The sequence below is a fragment of the Levilactobacillus suantsaii genome, from assembly GCF_004115745.1.
Classification (GTDB): Bacteria; Bacillota; Bacilli; order Lactobacillales; family Lactobacillaceae; genus Levilactobacillus; species Levilactobacillus suantsaii.
Genome location: NZ_QXIL01000015.1, coordinates 33065 through 49689, shown reverse-complemented (window position 1 = coordinate 49689; position 16625 = coordinate 33065). Strand labels below are relative to the sequence as shown.

Below are 16625 nucleotides of genomic sequence, written 5' to 3'. Positions count from 1 at the left end.
TCGCGAAGTTTGTCAGGAATTTAAATAATCGCCCCCGTAAGGTCTTAGGCTGGAAGACACCATCTGAAGTTTTCTTCGGTAAAAAGTTACACTTGATTTGACAATTCGTCGGATAAAAATAACCCGGGAAATGTGTCCACATTTCCCGGGTTATTTTTTCGTTTTATGGCTTGCTACCCACTACAACTAAATCAAGCATTACTCGCGGTAACAAGTCACTTGGTTCTTACTTTATTTTGCATCATCACGACTAGCCAAGTACGTCAACATGGCTTTAGCTCCCGCCGACGTCAGGAGGGCTGGCGTCTGGCGCATGGCGTCGGCCACCGGCATATCCGCCGGGGTGGACACCACCACGTCATCCACGCCAGCGGCATGAATCGCAGCGACATCACCCAGGACACTACCGGCTACTAAGGCGGTCGGAACGTTTTGAGTTCGCGCCAGTTGAACTACCGCAATCGGGGCCTTGCCCCGCAAGGATTGTCCGTCGACCCGGCCTTCGCCGGTAATCACCAGGTCGGCACCGTTTATCCGCTGCGCCATGTGGGTTAGTTGCTGGACCGCTTGGGCCCCAGATTGTAACTGACCGCCCAGAGCCAGGAGACCAAAGCCGGTCCCACCGGCTGCGCCAGCCCCCGGCGTACGACTGAGTGCTAAGGCATTTGGAATCGGGACGAAGGTGCGCAAGCGCGCCAGACCTTGATTCAAGCGAGCCACCATTTCGTGTTCAGCGCCCTTTTGTGGGCCAAACACCGCGGCGGCGCCTTCCGGTCCGGTCAACGGGTTCGTCACGTCGGTCAACCCAATCAAAGTGGTCTGTTTCAACCGCGGGTCAAGTCCCAAGAAGCTGACGTGCCCCAGGCGCATCAAACTCCCGCCACCCAGGTCGAGCTTCTGTTGGTTACTGTCGATGATGCCGGCCCCTAAGGCCGCCATCATCCCCGCACCACCATCGGTAGTCGCACTGTCACCTAAACCCACGTAGATCGTGGTCGCACCCTGGTCCAGAGCGGCACTAATCAATTGGCCCACCCCGAAGGTACTCGAGGAGACCGGGGCCAGATTAGGTTGGGCCAATGTCAAGCCCACGGCCGCCGATACTTCGATGATGGCCGTGTGAGCATCTAATAGCCCCCACTGAGCCTCAACGGGTTGGCCTAACGGGCCCAAGACTTGGGTCGTCTTGAACTGGCCTCCCACGGCATTGATCACCGTTTTCACGGTGCCCGCACCGCCATCGGCAATCACCGCTTTTTCCACGGTCGTTCCCGGAGCGACCCGGGTCACGCCCGCGGCTAAATAAGCATTGACCTCATTGGCCGTTGCACTACCCTTGAATGAATCCGCCGCAATTACTACTCGCGTCATATCGTCACAATCCTTTAATCAGATTAGCCGGCGTTCCCCTGGGCAACCACTTGTTGTCGTAACTGGGGCCGGACGACTTTACCGGTGGCGTTGCGTGGGTAATCACGGACGAACAAGACCCGCTTAGGCTGCTCATATGGGGCTAAGGTCTGCTTAGCTTGGTCCAAAATGGCCTGTTGTTGTTCCGTCTGGTCACCAGGTTGACTGATGACTACCGCGGTCACCGCTTAACCATAGAGGTCGTCCGGTGTGCCAATTACCGTGACTTCCTTAACGAATGGTAACTGACTCAATACATTTTCCACGTGAGCCGGGGCGACCTTTTCACCACCTACACTAATAATATCCTTTTTCCGGCCATTAATAAATAAGTACCCGTCTTCATCGAAGTACCCTAAATCACCGGTCAAGAACCAGCCCTTGTAAAAGGCATCGGGATGTGGATCCAGGTAAGACTGAATCACGTGGTCTCCACGAACGGCGATTTCGCCGCTGACCCGGGCAGCGTGGCTCACGTTGCCATCCACTAAGATTCCAACGTCGGTCCCCACGGGTTTGCCCACGGAACCAACTTTCGGTGCATCAAACGGATTCAATGTGCATTGGCTAGCGGTTTCCGTCATCCCATAGCCTTCAAGGATACGGGTGTGATACGTTTTTTCAAACTGCGTTAATTTGTCGAGGGGTAAGGAGAACGATGAGCAACGAACGAACCGCAAATGGGTCTTACCCGTGTAGCTCTCCCGGGCCGCCGTGTTCAACAATAGAATGTTGATGATCGTTGGCACAGCGGAGACCCAAGTCACGTTGTTCTCCTGAATTTGCGGCCAGAACCGGTGCGCCGAGAACTTCGGTGTGATGACGATTTTCCCACCAGACAAGCGGGTCGAAAGGACCGAGACCACTTGCGCGTTGATGTGGAATAGCGGCATCACAATCATTGTCGTGTCCCGTTCCGTCAACCGGTGACTGTCAATATCGTGTTGCGCCCCGTTGCGCAAAAGCTCATGGGTCAAACCGACCCGCTTAGGCTTCCCGGTCGTCCCCGACGTGTTGAGAATCAACGCCAGGTCCTTTTCGGTTGGGGTCGCGGCGGCATGCCCAGTCACATCAAGGTCCCGAATCAGACTTAGATGGGGCGCAGTATTGAGTTGTAATGCTGCCACCGTGGTGTTCCGGTCAGTCATGACCGCGTCAACTAAAGTTGGGGTCACAACACTGGCAGCGTAATCGTGTTCGGCTAGTGCCGCTTGTAATTCGGCAGCTGGCGTCTTAGCGGCGATGGGATGCATGATTGCGCCGACTTCCCAGATAGCCTGGGTCAAAACGGGGTAAAGTGCGGTGTTGGGTAAGCAGACCAGAACCACGTCACCGGATCCGACATTGAGACTCCGGAAATGGTCAGTCAACTGATCCACGTCGGCGGCTAGTTCGCCGCCGGTAAACCAACGATCTTGCGTGGTATCTTTAATGGTTTTCTGATTTGTCATTCGCTGCAATTGCTGCGTGAGGCTTAGTGTGATTTTGGACATAAGCATAAACTCCTTTCAACGGGTGCCATTGTGGCCGATCAATTAAGGCGCCAAATGGTGGGACCCGGTAACAGAACCAAGAAATAGCAAATGAGCCGCCTAATACCCAGGCATAACCCACAGGTAACAGAATCAATAAGAGCCAGGCTGGCAGATGAATCAATGGGAGCACGGCGTCAAGGACGAACAAGGGCAAGCTTTGGACCAGATACAACCCAAAGGACACTTTGGCTAAGGACCTAATGCCCCGGTCCAAACCGGCCGGCAAGCCATGCTCACGGGCATAGGCGTACCGCCGACCGATCCAGAAGACGAAGGCGATCATAAAGAGGTCGTAAACCATAATGTAAGGTTGGTGCACCGAATGCGTGGCAGCCATGCTGAGGTGCAAAATCTTTTGGTCGCCAAAGTACAGGGCGATGGTCCCCAACGCGAGAAGCCCGGTAAAGCGCCCAATCAACTTAGCGTGCGCTTTAATCCAGTTATCGACTTCGTGGTAGTGAATGGCCACGAAAGCCCCCGCCAAGAAGTAGACCTGGTAAACCAAGACGTTGTTGCCGTAGTAACGGAACAAATACCACCACTGGGTCCGATCAACCGATGGCAACCAGTACTTCAAGTAGATCAACAGGAAGAACTGGAGGGCAATACTGACCCCCATGATGACCTTGTGCCCGTCCGGAAAACATTTAAACAGGGCAATCAATAACGGGAAAATCAAGTACAGCTGGAAAGTCACTAAGATATAGTACATATAGTAGCGATTCCCATACTGAATGGCATTACCGAGATGCGACCAGTAAGCCGGCCAATTGATAATCCCCCCAGCGCCCAGGGTCGCCACCAACATAATGATGGCGTTCCACCCGACGTAAGGAATACCGACACTGATATAGCGCTTCTGCCAGAAGTACAACCAGTGTTGATCACGATGGTAGTAATTCAAGACCAGTACCAAACCGGTCATGAACATGAAACCCATCCGGGTAAAATGAAGCATCAGATGGGTCATTTCCAGAAACAAGTGACTATTACTCGTGGCCGCCAAACGTTGCGTGAAGGCGGTCGTGGTGTGGTTCAATAGCACCCCACGGATGAAGATAACTCGCATCAAGTCCACTTCATATAGGTAGGGGCGTTTCTTTGTGGAGGTCACCCACTCACCTCTTTTTCTAAACTCGTTGCTGAAAATCAAACAACATGGTTTCGTTATAGCACCAGTCTCCGGCGCCGTCTTAACGATCCTCTAAGCGTCAAATATGAATTTCTTAGAAAGCGTTACCAAAAAGTCAAGTGTTTAGCCGGTGTTGCTAAGTTTTCCTGCCAAACTTCATAACTTCATCACACTTTCTCCCCAAAAATGTCGAGCTTTTGTAATCGCTCTGATTTATAGGCATGGTATATTATATGTGTTACGGATTCTGGGGGGAGTGCGGCGAAGGCCGCAATACCCCTTTTTTTGACTCAAATTTATTAAGGAGATGGATTTCTTGCAAACAACTCATCGGCGTTGGCGGCGGCTCGTCATTGCTTCCCTCGCCCTAGTCACGGTCGGCTTAGCAGGCTGCTCTGCCAACAGTTCAGAGGCGGATAAGTCTTACGGTATCAAGGACAACAAGGTAGCGTTAAGTACGGCTCAAATCAAAAAGAACCTGGACGTTAAGGTTCTGACGACGCGACAGGACAAACAGAAGAAGGCAACCGCGACCTATAAGGCGGCGGCCCAAAATTCGAAATACACGTTGGACGACCCCTACGTCAAAGTTAATCCTTACGGAACGTCACCCCTTTCGGCGTTAGTGACGTTCAGTACGGATGACGCTGAGAAGGTTTCCTATACAGTAGTAGGAAAGACGGATCACACATCAATCACCAACACGGTTAAGGGTGGCTACACTAAGAGTCACCAAGTCCCAGTTGTGGGCCTGTACGCGGACACCACCAACAAGGTCAAGATTACGATGACCAACAAGAACGGCAACACTAAGACCAAGACGTTATCCATGAAGACCGGTGAACTTCCGAAGTACATCAAGAGCGCTAAGCTGACGGTCTCCAAGAACGATAAGGATAAAATGAGTATTGGGAAGAACAAGTTGACGATCATGAATCGGACCACCAAGGAACCTTTCGCTATCGATGCGGACGGTGAAGTTCGGTGGTACGACACGAATTACTCCCAACACACTATTGAACAATGGCAAAATGGGCACATCATGATTCTGTCCAAAAAGAATGTGAAGTCCGAAGTTTACAACGACTTGTTGGAAACCGACTACTTAGGTCGGGTTTACAAGGAATACAGTTTCTCTAGCAAAACCAGTAGTACCGATGCCGGAACTGGACAAGGCAGTAAAAAAGCAGCTAAGTCCAAAAAGGAAACTACGGTTATTCACCATGACTTGCTTGAATTACCCAACCATAACTTCTTAGCCACGGTCTCCGACGGATCGAAGTACAAGGAAGACACTATGATTGAGGTCAACCACAAGACTGGGAAGATCGTGAAGGTCATCGACATGAAGAAGCTCTTGCCGAAGTCCATGTGGTCTTCTTACAAGAAGGGATCCGATGGTAAGGTCGATTGGCTCCACCAAAACGCCGTCGATTATGATAAGAATGACAAGAGTATCATTATCTCCAGTCGGAATCAAGATATGATTATGAAGCTCGATTACAAGACCAACCACATCAAGTGGATTTACAGTGGGAAGAAGAAGTCGAGCTGGCCAAAGGCTTACCGGCAATATCTCTTGAAGCCTACTAAGGGGACGACCATCACCGGTGGTCAACACGGGTTATACCTGTTGAACAACGGTAACGGCGCCAAGGCTTCCAGCGAAAACATCATGTTGTACGATAACAATATCGATGTTACGAACGGGAACAAGAAGACGTCAGGTAAATACTCTCAAGCGGTTGAGTATCACGTTAACAGTAAGAAGATGACCATCGACCAAACTTGGGCCTATGGGAAGTCTCTGGGCAAGGACAACTTCACGTCCGTTATCGGGTACGCTGAAAAGCAACCAAACAACAACGTCTTAATCGACTTTGGATACAAGCACAAAGGTGCTGAAAGTAACGTCATCGAAGTCACCAAGTCAGGCAAGCAAGTCTTCAACGTCACGATGAAGAATGCCAGTTCCAAGGCATACGCTTACCGGGCTTACCGGGTACCGTTCTACAGCTCCAGTTACCAATTTGACGCCACAAAATAACAAGGTTCGTTAGCTCAAAAAGCTAACTAGCGCCTTAAAAAGGACCACCCGCAACTGTTGCGGGTGGTCCTTTTAGGTCTGGGTTGGCATCAGACAGCGGTTAAAAATGGCTAAAAAAAAACGCTCAAGGAATTTTCCTCGAACGGCATCTCTCGCTTTGATTGGGCTAGCTGGGTTCGAACCAGCGCATCACGGGATCAAAACCCGTTGCCTTACCACTTGGCTATAGCCCAATGAGTGTGCGTCATCACTGACCCAACAGATAATAATTTTAGCATTGAACCCATGAGTGGCGCAACCCTTTTTTGTATTTTTTTCTAAATGAGTCCCCTTAATCTTGGACCCACGCGGTCAGGCGGGGAAAATACGTCGTGATTCCATTGACCAAGCGTCCGGTGAGAATGGCGGACAACACGGTCCCTTCCCGCACGCCAATCAAGCTGTGCGCGCCCAATAACACCAACGCCACGGCCCCCACCACCATGGCCAGGTCACAGCGGACCTTCATGGTGCCAAACGGGCGGTGAGTCCGCAAGGAAACGGCCGCCGCGATGCCCTCACCGGCCATTACCAACGTCCGCGAGTTGACCTCTAAGAAGACGCCCAGGGCCAGAACTACCAGGCTGATGAGGGTAAGCCCTAGCTGTTGCCAGTAGACGACCGGTTGCAGGGCGTGAAACAACCGCATACAGCCGTCAATCAGCGTGCCGAACACTGCCGAGGGTAGTGTTCCCCCAGCCAAACTCACGGCGTAAGATCGCCCATTCTAAGGCGATAAGCACCACCATAAAGATGATGGTCACCTGACCAATCGTCAGCGGCGTCAAGAGGCTGCCCACGTTGGGGATACTTGAGATGGGCGACGTTCCCAATCCTGCCAACTTCGCTAACTCGACGCTAGCTGCCATTAAGAAGATCCCCAGTAACAATAGAATGATGTGTTTCAGATACCACCGGATCATACGTCACGCTCCCGGGCAATCAAGGTCCGATAAACCGTGGCAAGTTGTCGGTCAAGTTCCGGCGCCGCTACCCCGGCAGCTTGCATCAGTTGTTGCCACCAAGCCGTCATGGTTGTAGTCAACTGGGTCGCGACACGTTGCCCCGTCGCCGTCAGGGTGATTTCCTTGGCCCGCCCATCCGTAGTCGACGGGGTCCGGGTCACCCAGCCTTTTTGGGTCAGAACGGTCAGATCACGGGCCAATAAGCTCGCATCCACGCTCATTTCTCGAGCGATTTGTTGCTGTTGCCGTCCAGGGTGCTCCGCGATGAACATCATCAGGTCACTTTGCGTGGCGCGGATATTCAAGGCTGTCAGTTGCCGATTGGTCTCGTTTTTCGACCGCCGATAAATTCCTGCGATGTACTGGCTAAAATGCATATCCGGCATCGAAATTCCTCCTTAAATTTAATGGACTTATCCACCTTACGCGTTCCTGGCAACCATTGTCAATCCCCAGTTCCCCTGAGTTGACGTTACCGTCCTTGGCACGCTACCATAGAGGTTGTGCACCAGTGATCAACTAATACGCACTTATTTTATGCATTTTTATAATTAGTTATTATTAATAACAAGGAGGTAGTCCTATGGCACCTAAAGTCACCATTAAAACGGTCGCGGCTCAAGCTGGCGTTTCCGAAGCGACCGTTTCGCGGGCCCTAAACGATAGTCCCCAAGTCAAACCCGCGACGCGTCGACGAATCCGCCAACTCGCACAGGATTTGGGCTATCATCCCAACGGGTTGGCCCGCAGTATTCGTACGCAACGCACCAATACCTTGGGTGTGATCATTCCCGACATTCTCAACAACTTCTTCACCAAAATCAGCCGTGCCATCGAAGACACGGCTGCCCAAGCCGGATACAACGTCCTGCTGGTCAACACCGACGAACACTTGGACCGCGAAGCCGATGCCATTGATCTGATGCTCGAAAAACAAGCGGCCGGTATCATCATCGCCAGTGCGGGAGACGCCACCGACTACGCGACACGGTTGGGCACCACCCCCGCCGTCTTCGTTGACCGCATGCCGCCCGCCCAACTTGTGCCGCACTTTGACCGCATCTTAGTCGATAACATCCGTGGGACGCAAGAGCTGGTCAGCGAGATGCTAGCCCAGGGCGCTCAACGCATCGGCATCCTCAACAGTGCCGTGTCCACGACCGCGACCGAACGACTGACTGGTTACCACCAGGCTTTGAAGCGCGCCGGCATTGCGTTTGACCCCGCCATTGAGGTAGCCGCCCGTAGTGACAACAGCAACGTGGCGCAGATGACGCGTCAACTGCTAGTCAACCAACAATGTGACGGCTTGTTAGCAGCGGACAACACCATCGCTAACGGGGTCCTGCGTAAGTTGCCTGACCTCCACCTGCATGGGGTGCATCTGGGGAGTTTCGACGACCAGGACTGGTTCGATTTTCTCCCCCAGCCCATCGTCACTGCCAAGCAACCCATCGCGGCCATTGGCCAAACCGCGGTCGAACGCCTCATTGCCCGCATCAATGAGCCCACCCTAGCTCCTGAAGAATTCCGGTTAACGGCCCAAATCATTACCCACCGACTGACCGCGGACCAAGTTCAAACCGATTAAATAGACCCCAAAACGAGCTGTTCAAGACCTAAAATCCGTCTTGAACAGCTCGTTATTGTTAGTTGTTAATTTCCAGCGACCTTGGCTCCCTGGTCAATTCGGGTCGTTAGGTCAGCTTGATGGGCTTTAATGAAACTTAGTGTCGTAGGCGGAACCAACTGGTCTAATCCCGTCAGATTATGTGCCGCAATGGCCCGCCGCACTTGAGTTGCTGTGATGATTTGCTGACTTGTTTGGGTCGTCTGACGCTCAACGATTTTCACCGCCACTTTGGGGGGCAGTTCCCGTTGAAGGACCTGGTTATAAGTCGCCGTGGTCGTTGAAAACGGCTCGGCACCCAGATACCGGGTGGTGATATTCAAGGCTGGCGCAATCTCATCCCGAAAGAGGCGCGCATCCAAGGTCGTCTGGTAAGTGACCGTTTGGGTCGTCGAAGGTAGGAAGTACGCCGGAAAGGTGGCGTAACTCACCATGTAGTCCCCACCGTTGACGACTACGACGTTATCAAACGCCGCGGTGCCTTGCTGGACGAGCTTGACCCGCTCAGTGGTCCGAAACAGGGACGCATCCGTGTTGACCACGAAAACGTAAACCAGGTCATTTTCGTGGGCGGCTTGATCGATTAGGGCATAGTGCCCGTAGGTAAAAGGGTTGGCATTCATCACGATGCCGGCGACCTTAGCCGTTTTGCTCAACGACGCCGGGGGACGCTCTGCAGGTAATCCTGCACGGTGGGACTACCGGTCTCCAATAAGGCGGCTACCGCAGAGTGCGTTAGCTCGGTGAAACCCACGTGCTGAAAGCTCTGCGAATACTTCAACTTTGTGAAGACCATCAGGTGGAAGATTCCCCGCCGAAAGAGGCGGGTCGTCAGTTCACTGACGATTTGGTTGAAACGCGCCCCGTTGGTCACATCCTGGTTGCAGACGCCGATGTATTTCAAGACGTTGCCCGCTGCAGAGCCCGTCGCGACTAACCGGTCCCCCTCGTAAATACCAATGGTGAAATCGATCTGCTGGACCTCTTTGGCCGAAAAATTCGTAATCCCCAACGATGTGAGAAACGTTTGCCACTCGTTTTTCACCGCTGGATCGGTCAAGAAGAGATCTACGGTACTTGCTGCCATTTTCTAATTCCTCCCGTTCAACGGTCTTAATCTAAGCTTTTCGGTTTCCGAATCGCATCGATGATGGTCCCGTCACGGTATTCGACTAAGGCAACGACCTGGTCGGTAAATTCGACTGGCTTTGGCTTTGCCGGCATATTGGTAAGCCAAATCACGCAGTTCTTCGATGGTCTTCAATGGAATGTTGGTATCCTTGAAGGCGGCTAACAAATCCTTGCGCCGTGGGTTGACTGCAACCCCGTAGTCCGTGACCACGATGTCGATACTTTCACCTGGCGTGGTGACAGAAGTCACCTTGTCCCGCACCGTTGGCATCCGGCTCCGAATCAAGGGCGCAACGATGATGGAGACTGAAGCCCCGGCAGCCGTGTCTGGGTGACCACCTGGAGCGCCCCGTAAGATGCCGTTGGACCCTTGAACCACGTTGACGTTGAAGCCCGTATCAATTTCCAACGCCCCTAAGATGACGAAGCTTAATTGGTTAACGAACGCGCCCTTGTTGAATGGGTTGGCGTACTGAGACGCCGAAATTTCAAAGTGATTTTGCGTGTGGGCCGAGGCAACCGCCGCCAAGTCAAAGGACTGGTCGTCCAAGATTTCATTGACGTAGCCGGCTTTGAAGAGGTCTACGATGGGTTCAGTGACCCCACCCATGGCCCAACCGCACTTGATGTGATCCTTTTCCATGTATTGCTTGAGGAAGGTCGTCGTGGCGAGTGATGGGCCACCGGCACCGGTCTGGAAACTAAAGCCGTCTTTGAAGTAGCCGGAGTAGTATATGCATTTCGCCACTTCTTTGGCCATGTTGAGTTCTCGGGTGTCCTTGGTCAACCGCAGGGCACCGGTCGCAATCTTTTCGGGATCCCCGATGGAGTCGACCTTGACCACGTAGTCCACGTCGACACCTTCGATGCTGGCTGGGAAGTTCGGCCCATCGACCAAGGTATCGGTGATGACCACGACCTTATCGGCGTACTTGGCATCGCCGTCCGCGTAAGCTAAGACCCCGGTATCAGACTTACCACCTTTCCCGCTGGCATTACCGTACGCATCACTAGTCGAGGCCCCGATAAAGGCCACGTCGATCTTGACGGTGCCGTCTTCAATCGCGCGGGCCCGACCACCGTGCGACCGGATCACAGCCGGGTGTTTGAGCTTACCTTCGGAGACCACTTCCCCGATTTCGTCACGAATCCCACTGGTGGAGATGCCCGTGACCGTGCCATCTTCAATGCAGGTGACTAAGTAATTATGCGCTTTCCCTAAACTCGTGGCACAAACGGTCAGGTCCTTGATGCCTAACTTATGGATTTCCTTCATGACCATGTTGACCACGTAGTCCCCATCACGTAAATGGTGGTGGAATGAAATCGTCATGCCGTCCTTTAAACCGGACTTCACAACGGCATCATGGATCGAGTCGACCAACTTGTTGCCATCAGGCTTAACGTAGGCCCGAACCGTTGGTGCCGCCTTCTTGTATTGATAACCGTCACGGTAATAGATGCCTTGGAACGGTTCCACACCATTCTTTAAATATTCATCTGGGATGTCGCGTCCGATTTTGTTAATCATACTAGTGCCCCCTTGTAAATGCCGGCCGCTTTAGCCAGCTTTAAGTTCCGTTGTGCACCTTCGACCCATGCCACGTCGACCATCTTGCCGTCGACCGTTAAGACCCCGACACCATTTTCCTTGCTGTCGTTGACCGCTTGTAACACGTGTTCCGCGTGCTTGATCTCGGCAGCCGATGGGTTGAAGATTTCGTGGGTGATTCCGATTTGCTTGGGGTTGATGCAGGATTTACCATCAAAGCCCATATCCTTAATCAGTTGTAATTCTTTCTTGAAGCCCTCTTCGTTGTCGGTATCGGTGTAGACCGTATCGAAGGCCATGACCCCGGCTGCCCGAGCGGCAATCAACATCTGCGAACGGGCGCCAAAGAGTTCGGTCCCGGCAACGGTCCGCTTAGCGTGCATGGTCCGGGTGTAGTCCCCGGCACTGAGCGCGATCCCCATCATCCGGTCATCGGCCGTGGCGATTTCGTAAGCGTTCATCACGCCTAATGGCGATTCCAACGCCGCCATCAGCATGGTACTGCCGACTGGCCGGTCAAATTCTTTTTCGGCCGCGGTGATCTTTGCGGACGCTTCTTTGACTTCCGCCGCCGTTTCGGTCTTCGGTAACCGAATCCCTTCGGTTCCCCCGGCAACGGCCGCGCGAATATCTTCATTGACGAGGTCCGAATCCAACGCATTGACCCGCACCCAGCGTTCAACACCCTGATAATCCACGTGCTTCAACGTTTGGTAAAGTTGGATCCGAGCTGAATCCTTTTCTCCTTCAGCCACAGCATCTTCCAAGTCGAAGATGACACAGTCCGGATGGTAGACGAACGCGTCCTTAACCAGGGCTGCCCGTTGGGTATTCAAGAAAATCATGGACCGGCGAATACGATTTGTTACAGCCATTTAGAGCACCTCCCAAGGTAAATCAGCCGTTTGGCCTGTCATCCGGTAAAAGGCCGTTTCAATCCGGGCCTTAATCGTGCAGTCCAACGCCCCTTTATCGACAATCTTAATCAGGCCATCTTCCAGGCCCAACGTCTTCGCCGTGTCCTTGGCGAGTGCGATGATGTGATCACCGTACTGGTCAAACACGCTACTGGTCAATTCCACTTTCACACTTCCGGAATGCGGTAAAATCATGACTTGTGCGTCACTTGATTCCAGCGTTCCAGCAATGGCTTGCGTCGTTACTTTCATCTTGTTCCCTCCCAAGTTAATTTCTTTACAACTTTATCTTAGCCACCGGTCGTTGCTGCTGTAAAAGGTTAAAAAAGCATTGGCGCCATGCACAAACCGCCTGGCGGTAAAACTTGATTAGGCCGATTTGCAATGGCCGGGTATAATGAACCATAAGAAGGGATGGGTTTGTATGGATGCTAAAGATATCGAAATGTTGCTGGCCCTCGATCGGACCCACAGCATTACCCGCGCGGCCGAGTTGCTCTTCATCAACCAATCGTCACTCTCCAAACGCCTCAAGCACTTGGAGACCAGTCTCCACCGAACATTGGTCATCCGGTCGAACCAGGGCATCACGCTGAGCCCCGCGGGAAACTTAGCGGTCAAAACAGCGAAGCAAATGCGCCAACTCGATACCGAACTACGCCAGACTTTAGCGACTCCAAACGACCTGCCCATGCAAGGGACTTTAAATCTAGGGTGTTCCGTCAATTATGCTCAATATGGGTTACCAGACCTGTTGGTAGCGTTTCGGCGGGCCTATCCGCAGGTACAATTGAACATCACCATTGACTACAGCCGAACCATCTTTCAACGGCTGCAGGCCGATGACATCGACATCGGCATCGTACGCGGCGAATTCACGGGGCACCTCTATAAACAGGTGATGACCCGCGAACCCATCGCCCTGATCTGCAAAGAAGAACGGGACCTGACCCGGTTGGGAGAGCTCCCGTTCATCCACCGAAAAACGGACTACCATTTCCAAGGCCAAATGCACCGTTGGTTGGCGGCCCATCACATTTCCGCCATCACCCACCAGACCATCACGGTCGATAGCCTGTCCTCGTGCGTGGCGTTCGTGGCCCACGGTCTCGGTTGGGCTTTGGTCCCAAACATTGCGTTGCACCACTTCACCGGCTACCGTCAAATCCTCACGTTAGATGGCCAACCCTTCACCCGGCAGACCTACTTGATGGTCAAACCGGCCCGGGCCAACACGCCCATCGTGAGTGCGTTTCGCGCCCTCGTCCCCCCGGTCTCAGCGGGTTAATCAAAAAAGCTGCCACCTCTCATGCGTTGATACGCGTGAGAGGTGGCAGTTTTTACAAATAAGAGGACTAGTCTTTAGGCCCCATGATTTCAAATTCAAAGTCGTAATCCCGGTCGGCGGGCAACCGGTACTGCGGTTCGATGTCGGCGCCCCAACTGTCGATGCCGCCAACACCCCGGACGGCCCCGAAAACGGTCAGAACCGTCCGCCGCAGCGGTGGCAATTCCTCGATATGGGTCGCATTTTCCAATTCTTCGGCCGTGTACGGCAAACAACTGAAATTGAACGGTTGACTGGTCTGTTGCACGGTCAGGGTAAATGGGTCGTCATCCGGATCCGCGTTGTTCAGCGTGGTCGTCCGGGTCACCGTGACCTGACTGTTGGTCATGTGCATCCCGCATTCCTGCGGCACTAAGTAAGGCGTGACCGGTAAACCCGTGACGTCATAAGTCCCAGGTTGGCCGCCAGCTAGCCGGTCCGGGTAGGTTTCTCCAGACAGGCCCTGGTACTGAAAGCCCTGAGCAGCGGTCGGCATGATGACTCGCAACCCTAACGCCGGTAACGCGGGCAAGCGGTCTTGCCCCGTAAAGTGAGCGTGGACCACGATAGTTCCCGTCCCATCGACGCGGTAGCTGACCGTCATGGTGGTCTGCGGTTGGGTGGCCGTGGTGTAGGTGAAGGTCACGGTCACGCTGTTGGCTTGTTCGTGGTCGGTGTACTGGTTGTTGACCGGCGCAATCGGCAGTGGAATCGGTTGATCATCCACGGCCACCTCGACTTTAGTGCAGGTGCTGAACAAGTCCGCTCCCAGCCACATTGCCGAGGTCTCCGAGAAATGGTTGCCGCGGTCATTATCGGTCGTGGCCCGCCAAAAGGTCGGCTTGGGCACCCGGTAGAGCCATTCCTTGCCGTGGTGCTTGAGCGACTCCAAGCCACCCCGTTCATAACTGAAAATGTACTGGAATCCGGAACCGTTCAATCCCAGGGTCCCATCACCATAAACCACGTTCACTTTAGCGGTCGTATTTGCCATAGTAGTAGCTCACCTCCTGCAGTGCGGGCTTGGGCGTCCGGTCCGCAAATAATAAGCCATCGCCCGAAAATTCATAGTCGGAGTGCCGGTCGTCGAAATCCCCGCCGTAACGCAGGACTGGCCGCCCGGTCACTTCATCGTCAATCAATAATGCTTGATCGATATAGTCCCAGATGAACCCGCCTTGATACATCGGATACTGGTCAATCAGATCCGTGTAACTATTCATACCACCTAAGGAGTTGCCCATGTCGTGCATGTACTCACAGTTGACGAACGGCTTTTGCGGGTCGTGGTCGAGGTACTCGCGAATGGCCTTGGGTGGATCATACATCATACTTTCCATGTCCGAGATGCGGTCCTGGTAGACCCGGTTGCGGCAAACGCCTTCGTAGTGGGTCAAACGTGTCTGGTCATGGTCGTGGTAGTACTTATCCATCGCCGCGATGTCATCGCCGGCATAGGACTCATTGCCTAATGACCAGAAGAGGATTGCCGGATGATTCTTGAAGGCCTGGTAATTACTCCGGGCCCGGTCCAAGACCGCCCCCTGCCATTGTGGCAGTGACCCGGGAACGTTATCAGAAGCTTCCACGGCGCCCATTTTTTGCCAGGTCCCATGGGTCTCCAAATTGTTTTCGGCCATCATGTAAATACCGTTTTGATCACACAGGTAGTACCAGATAATCTGGTCCGGATAATGACAAGTCCGCACTGCGTTGATGTGGTGGGCCTCAAAGACTTGCAGATCGTATCGCATATCGGCCAAGGTCACACTGCGACCGCGCTTAGCATCCCATTCGTGGCGGTTGACGCCGTTTAAAATAATGCGGTGACCATTCAACTGCATGACCTTGTCCTTGAGTTCGACACGCCGGAAACCAACACCATAGGGGATGACCTCTAAAATCTTTCCCGTGGCGTCCAGGACTTCCAGACGTAATTGGTAAAGGAATGGATCCTGATGGTCCCATAAATGAACGTTGGGGACTGAGACGTGGTCGACGTGCACTTCGGCCTTGACGGGCAGCGTCTGGTCAATGACCACGTGGTCGTCAGTTTGCAACATGACTCTGACCTGCGCCTGAGCTTGCGCCGCATCATCATTCAACTTGAGGCGCAAATTAAAGTCTCCGGTCGTCAGATCGTCCAACACGTTGGCTCGAATCGTCAGGTCGTTGACGTGTACGGTCGGTTGGGCAACTAGCCGCACGCTGCGAAAAATACCAGAAAAACGGAAGAAGTCCTGGTCTTCCAAGAAGGCCGCGGTACTGCGCTTAAAGACCTCGACCGCGAGTAGATTTTTGCCGGCTTGTAAGTACGGCGTCAGGTCAAATTCCGACTGGCTGAAACTGTCTTCGGCATAGCCGATGAAGTGACCGTTGAGCCACAGGTACATGGCTTCTTCGACCCCGTCGAATTGAATGACCACTCGGTGTCCCTGGAGCTCGGGGTTCAGGGTGAAGGCTTTGAGATAGGCGCCGACCGTGTTGTCAGCCCCCTGGCTAAACATCCCCGGCATCCCGGTGGTGTCACCTAAGGTGTAGGCCGGACGTCGATAAGCCTTTCCTTCCCACGGGTACAGCGTATTGGTGTAATGGAGCTGACCATAACCGGCTAACTCGATGTGTCCCGGCACCTGGATCTCGTTAAAATCATGATGGTCATAATCCGGCTGTTCAAAACCTACCGGCCGCTCGCTGGGCGTTTGCGCAAAGGCGAAACGCCAGGTCCCGTCCAGGCTTTGAACAAAGCTGCTTTGCTGCGCCTGCACTTCAGCCACGGACCGGTAGTAGCGGTGGTCACTGTGCGCGGGTAACTGGTTGACCCGGTAAGTCTGCGGATCATCTAACCATTTCAAATCAGCTTGCAACAATAAGACCTCCTTTTCAAGTTTATAAAGCGTTTACATTTACTTCCATGATTATTGTACTACAGGCGACCGG

At 53.3% G+C, this 16625-nt stretch carries 12 protein-coding genes, 1 tRNA gene and 3 pseudogenes; 3 read left to right on the top strand and 13 right to left on the bottom strand.

Translation table 11 applies throughout. The annotated features are described in order from the left end of the window. Positions 1-231: 231 nt before the first annotated feature. The 3 genes and pseudogenes from DXH47_RS08055 to DXH47_RS08045 form a co-directional block, all read right to left on the bottom strand. On the bottom strand, positions 232-1371 hold the full coding sequence (locus DXH47_RS08055) for a glycerate kinase family protein (RefSeq protein WP_129032841.1): 1140 nt from the start codon (positions 1369-1371) through the stop codon (positions 232-234). 23 nt (positions 1372-1394) lie between these two features. Further along, positions 1395-2903: pseudogene (locus DXH47_RS08050) on the bottom strand (AMP-binding protein). Then, a complete protein-coding gene (locus DXH47_RS08045; protein ID WP_129032840.1) occupies positions 2839-4059 on the bottom strand; it encodes an acyltransferase in 1221 nt (406 codons plus the stop codon). The pseudogene DXH47_RS08050 and the gene DXH47_RS08045 overlap by 65 nt, the downstream one beginning before the upstream one ends. 325 nt (positions 4060-4384) lie before the next feature. On the opposite strand from DXH47_RS08045, the gene DXH47_RS08040 reads away from it, so the two are divergent. Beyond that, on the top strand, positions 4385-6124 hold the full coding sequence (locus tag DXH47_RS08040) for an aryl-sulfate sulfotransferase (RefSeq protein ID WP_137975626.1): 1740 nt from the start codon (positions 4385-4387) through the stop codon (positions 6122-6124). A gap of 161 nt (positions 6125-6285) precedes the next feature. Here DXH47_RS08040 and DXH47_RS08035 read toward each other — a convergent pair. The 4 genes from DXH47_RS08035 to DXH47_RS08025 form a co-directional block, all read right to left on the bottom strand. Beyond that, positions 6286-6357 (bottom strand) — tRNA-Gln (locus DXH47_RS08035). A gap of 98 nt (positions 6358-6455) precedes the next feature. After that, positions 6456-6812 (bottom strand): hypothetical protein, encoded by a 357-nt coding sequence (locus DXH47_RS11885; RefSeq protein ID WP_225423533.1) that lies wholly within the window; start codon positions 6810-6812, stop codon positions 6456-6458. A gap of 7 nt (positions 6813-6819) precedes the next feature. Beyond that, complete coding sequence (locus tag DXH47_RS11880; RefSeq protein WP_225423532.1) at positions 6820-7086, bottom strand: hypothetical protein; 267 nt, start codon at positions 7084-7086, stop codon at positions 6820-6822. Continuing rightward, positions 7083-7514: a MarR family winged helix-turn-helix transcriptional regulator gene (locus DXH47_RS08025; RefSeq protein WP_170954985.1), complete on the bottom strand. Its 432-nt coding sequence runs from the start codon at positions 7512-7514 to the stop codon at positions 7083-7085. Before DXH47_RS08025 ends, DXH47_RS11880 begins: the two co-directional genes overlap by 4 nt. A 197-nt stretch (positions 7515-7711) precedes the next feature. Between DXH47_RS08025 and DXH47_RS08020 the strand changes: the two genes are divergently transcribed. Beyond that, on the top strand, positions 7712-8719 hold the full coding sequence (locus DXH47_RS08020) for a LacI family DNA-binding transcriptional regulator (protein WP_129032838.1): 1008 nt from the start codon (positions 7712-7714) through the stop codon (positions 8717-8719). Between the two features lie 65 nt (positions 8720-8784). Here DXH47_RS08020 and citC read toward each other — a convergent pair. The 4 genes and pseudogenes from citC to citD form a co-directional block, all read right to left on the bottom strand. After that, positions 8785-9845, bottom strand: a pseudogene (citC, locus tag DXH47_RS08015) ([citrate (pro-3S)-lyase] ligase). 26 nt (positions 9846-9871) lie between these two features. Beyond that, positions 9872-11420 (bottom strand): annotated as a pseudogene (citF, locus tag DXH47_RS08010) (citrate lyase subunit alpha). Then, on the bottom strand, positions 11417-12316 hold the full coding sequence (locus DXH47_RS08005) for an aldolase/citrate lyase family protein (protein ID WP_129032837.1): 900 nt from the start codon (positions 12314-12316) through the stop codon (positions 11417-11419). The pseudogene citF and the gene DXH47_RS08005 overlap by 4 nt, the downstream one beginning before the upstream one ends. Further along, positions 12317-12610 carry a citrate lyase acyl carrier protein gene (citD, locus tag DXH47_RS08000; RefSeq protein WP_129032836.1) on the bottom strand — a complete coding sequence of 98 codons (294 nt, stop codon included), beginning with the start codon at positions 12608-12610 and terminating at the stop codon, positions 12317-12319. Positions 12611-12782: 172 nt separating this feature from the next. Between citD and DXH47_RS07995 the strand changes: the two genes are divergently transcribed. Next, positions 12783-13646 carry a LysR family transcriptional regulator gene (locus tag DXH47_RS07995; RefSeq protein ID WP_170954984.1) on the top strand — a complete coding sequence of 288 codons (864 nt, stop codon included), beginning with the start codon at positions 12783-12785 and terminating at the stop codon, positions 13644-13646. A gap of 67 nt (positions 13647-13713) precedes the next feature. On the opposite strand, the gene DXH47_RS07990 is transcribed toward DXH47_RS07995, so the two are convergent. Further along, positions 13714-14679 carry a beta-galactosidase small subunit gene (locus tag DXH47_RS07990; protein WP_129032834.1) on the bottom strand — a complete coding sequence of 322 codons (966 nt, stop codon included), beginning with the start codon at positions 14677-14679 and terminating at the stop codon, positions 13714-13716. Further along, entirely contained in the window at positions 14660-16552 is a 1893-nt protein-coding gene (locus DXH47_RS07985; RefSeq protein ID WP_129032833.1) for a glycoside hydrolase family 2 TIM barrel-domain containing protein, read from the bottom strand. The genes DXH47_RS07990 and DXH47_RS07985 overlap by 20 nt, the downstream gene beginning before the upstream one ends. Between the last annotated feature and the right edge of the window lie 73 nt (positions 16553-16625).

Bases quoted from the DNA above. Each gene is read 5' to 3' on its own strand.
- DXH47_RS08055 (WP_129032841.1), bottom strand. From the start codon at position 1,371: ATGACGCGAGTAGTAATTGCGGCGGATTCATTCAAGGGTAGTGCAACG.
- DXH47_RS08040 (WP_137975626.1), top strand. From the start codon at position 4,385: ATGGATTTCTTGCAAACAACTCATCGGCGTTGGCGGCGGCTCGTCATT.
- DXH47_RS11885 (WP_225423533.1), bottom strand. From the start codon at position 6,812: ATGCGGTTGTTTCACGCCCTGCAACCGGTCGTCTACTGGCAACAGCTA.
- DXH47_RS11880 (WP_225423532.1), bottom strand. From the start codon at position 7,086: ATGATCCGGTGGTATCTGAAACACATCATTCTATTGTTACTGGGGATC.
- DXH47_RS08025 (WP_170954985.1), bottom strand. From the start codon at position 7,514: ATGCCGGATATGCATTTTAGCCAGTACATCGCAGGAATTTATCGGCGG.
- DXH47_RS08020 (WP_129032838.1), top strand. From the start codon at position 7,712: ATGGCACCTAAAGTCACCATTAAAACGGTCGCGGCTCAAGCTGGCGTT.
- DXH47_RS08005 (WP_129032837.1), bottom strand. From the start codon at position 12,316: ATGGCTGTAACAAATCGTATTCGCCGGTCCATGATTTTCTTGAATACC.
- citD (WP_129032836.1), bottom strand. From the start codon at position 12,610: ATGAAAGTAACGACGCAAGCCATTGCTGGAACGCTGGAATCAAGTGAC.
- DXH47_RS07995 (WP_170954984.1), top strand. From the start codon at position 12,783: ATGGATGCTAAAGATATCGAAATGTTGCTGGCCCTCGATCGGACCCAC.
- DXH47_RS07990 (WP_129032834.1), bottom strand. From the start codon at position 14,679: ATGGCAAATACGACCGCTAAAGTGAACGTGGTTTATGGTGATGGGACC.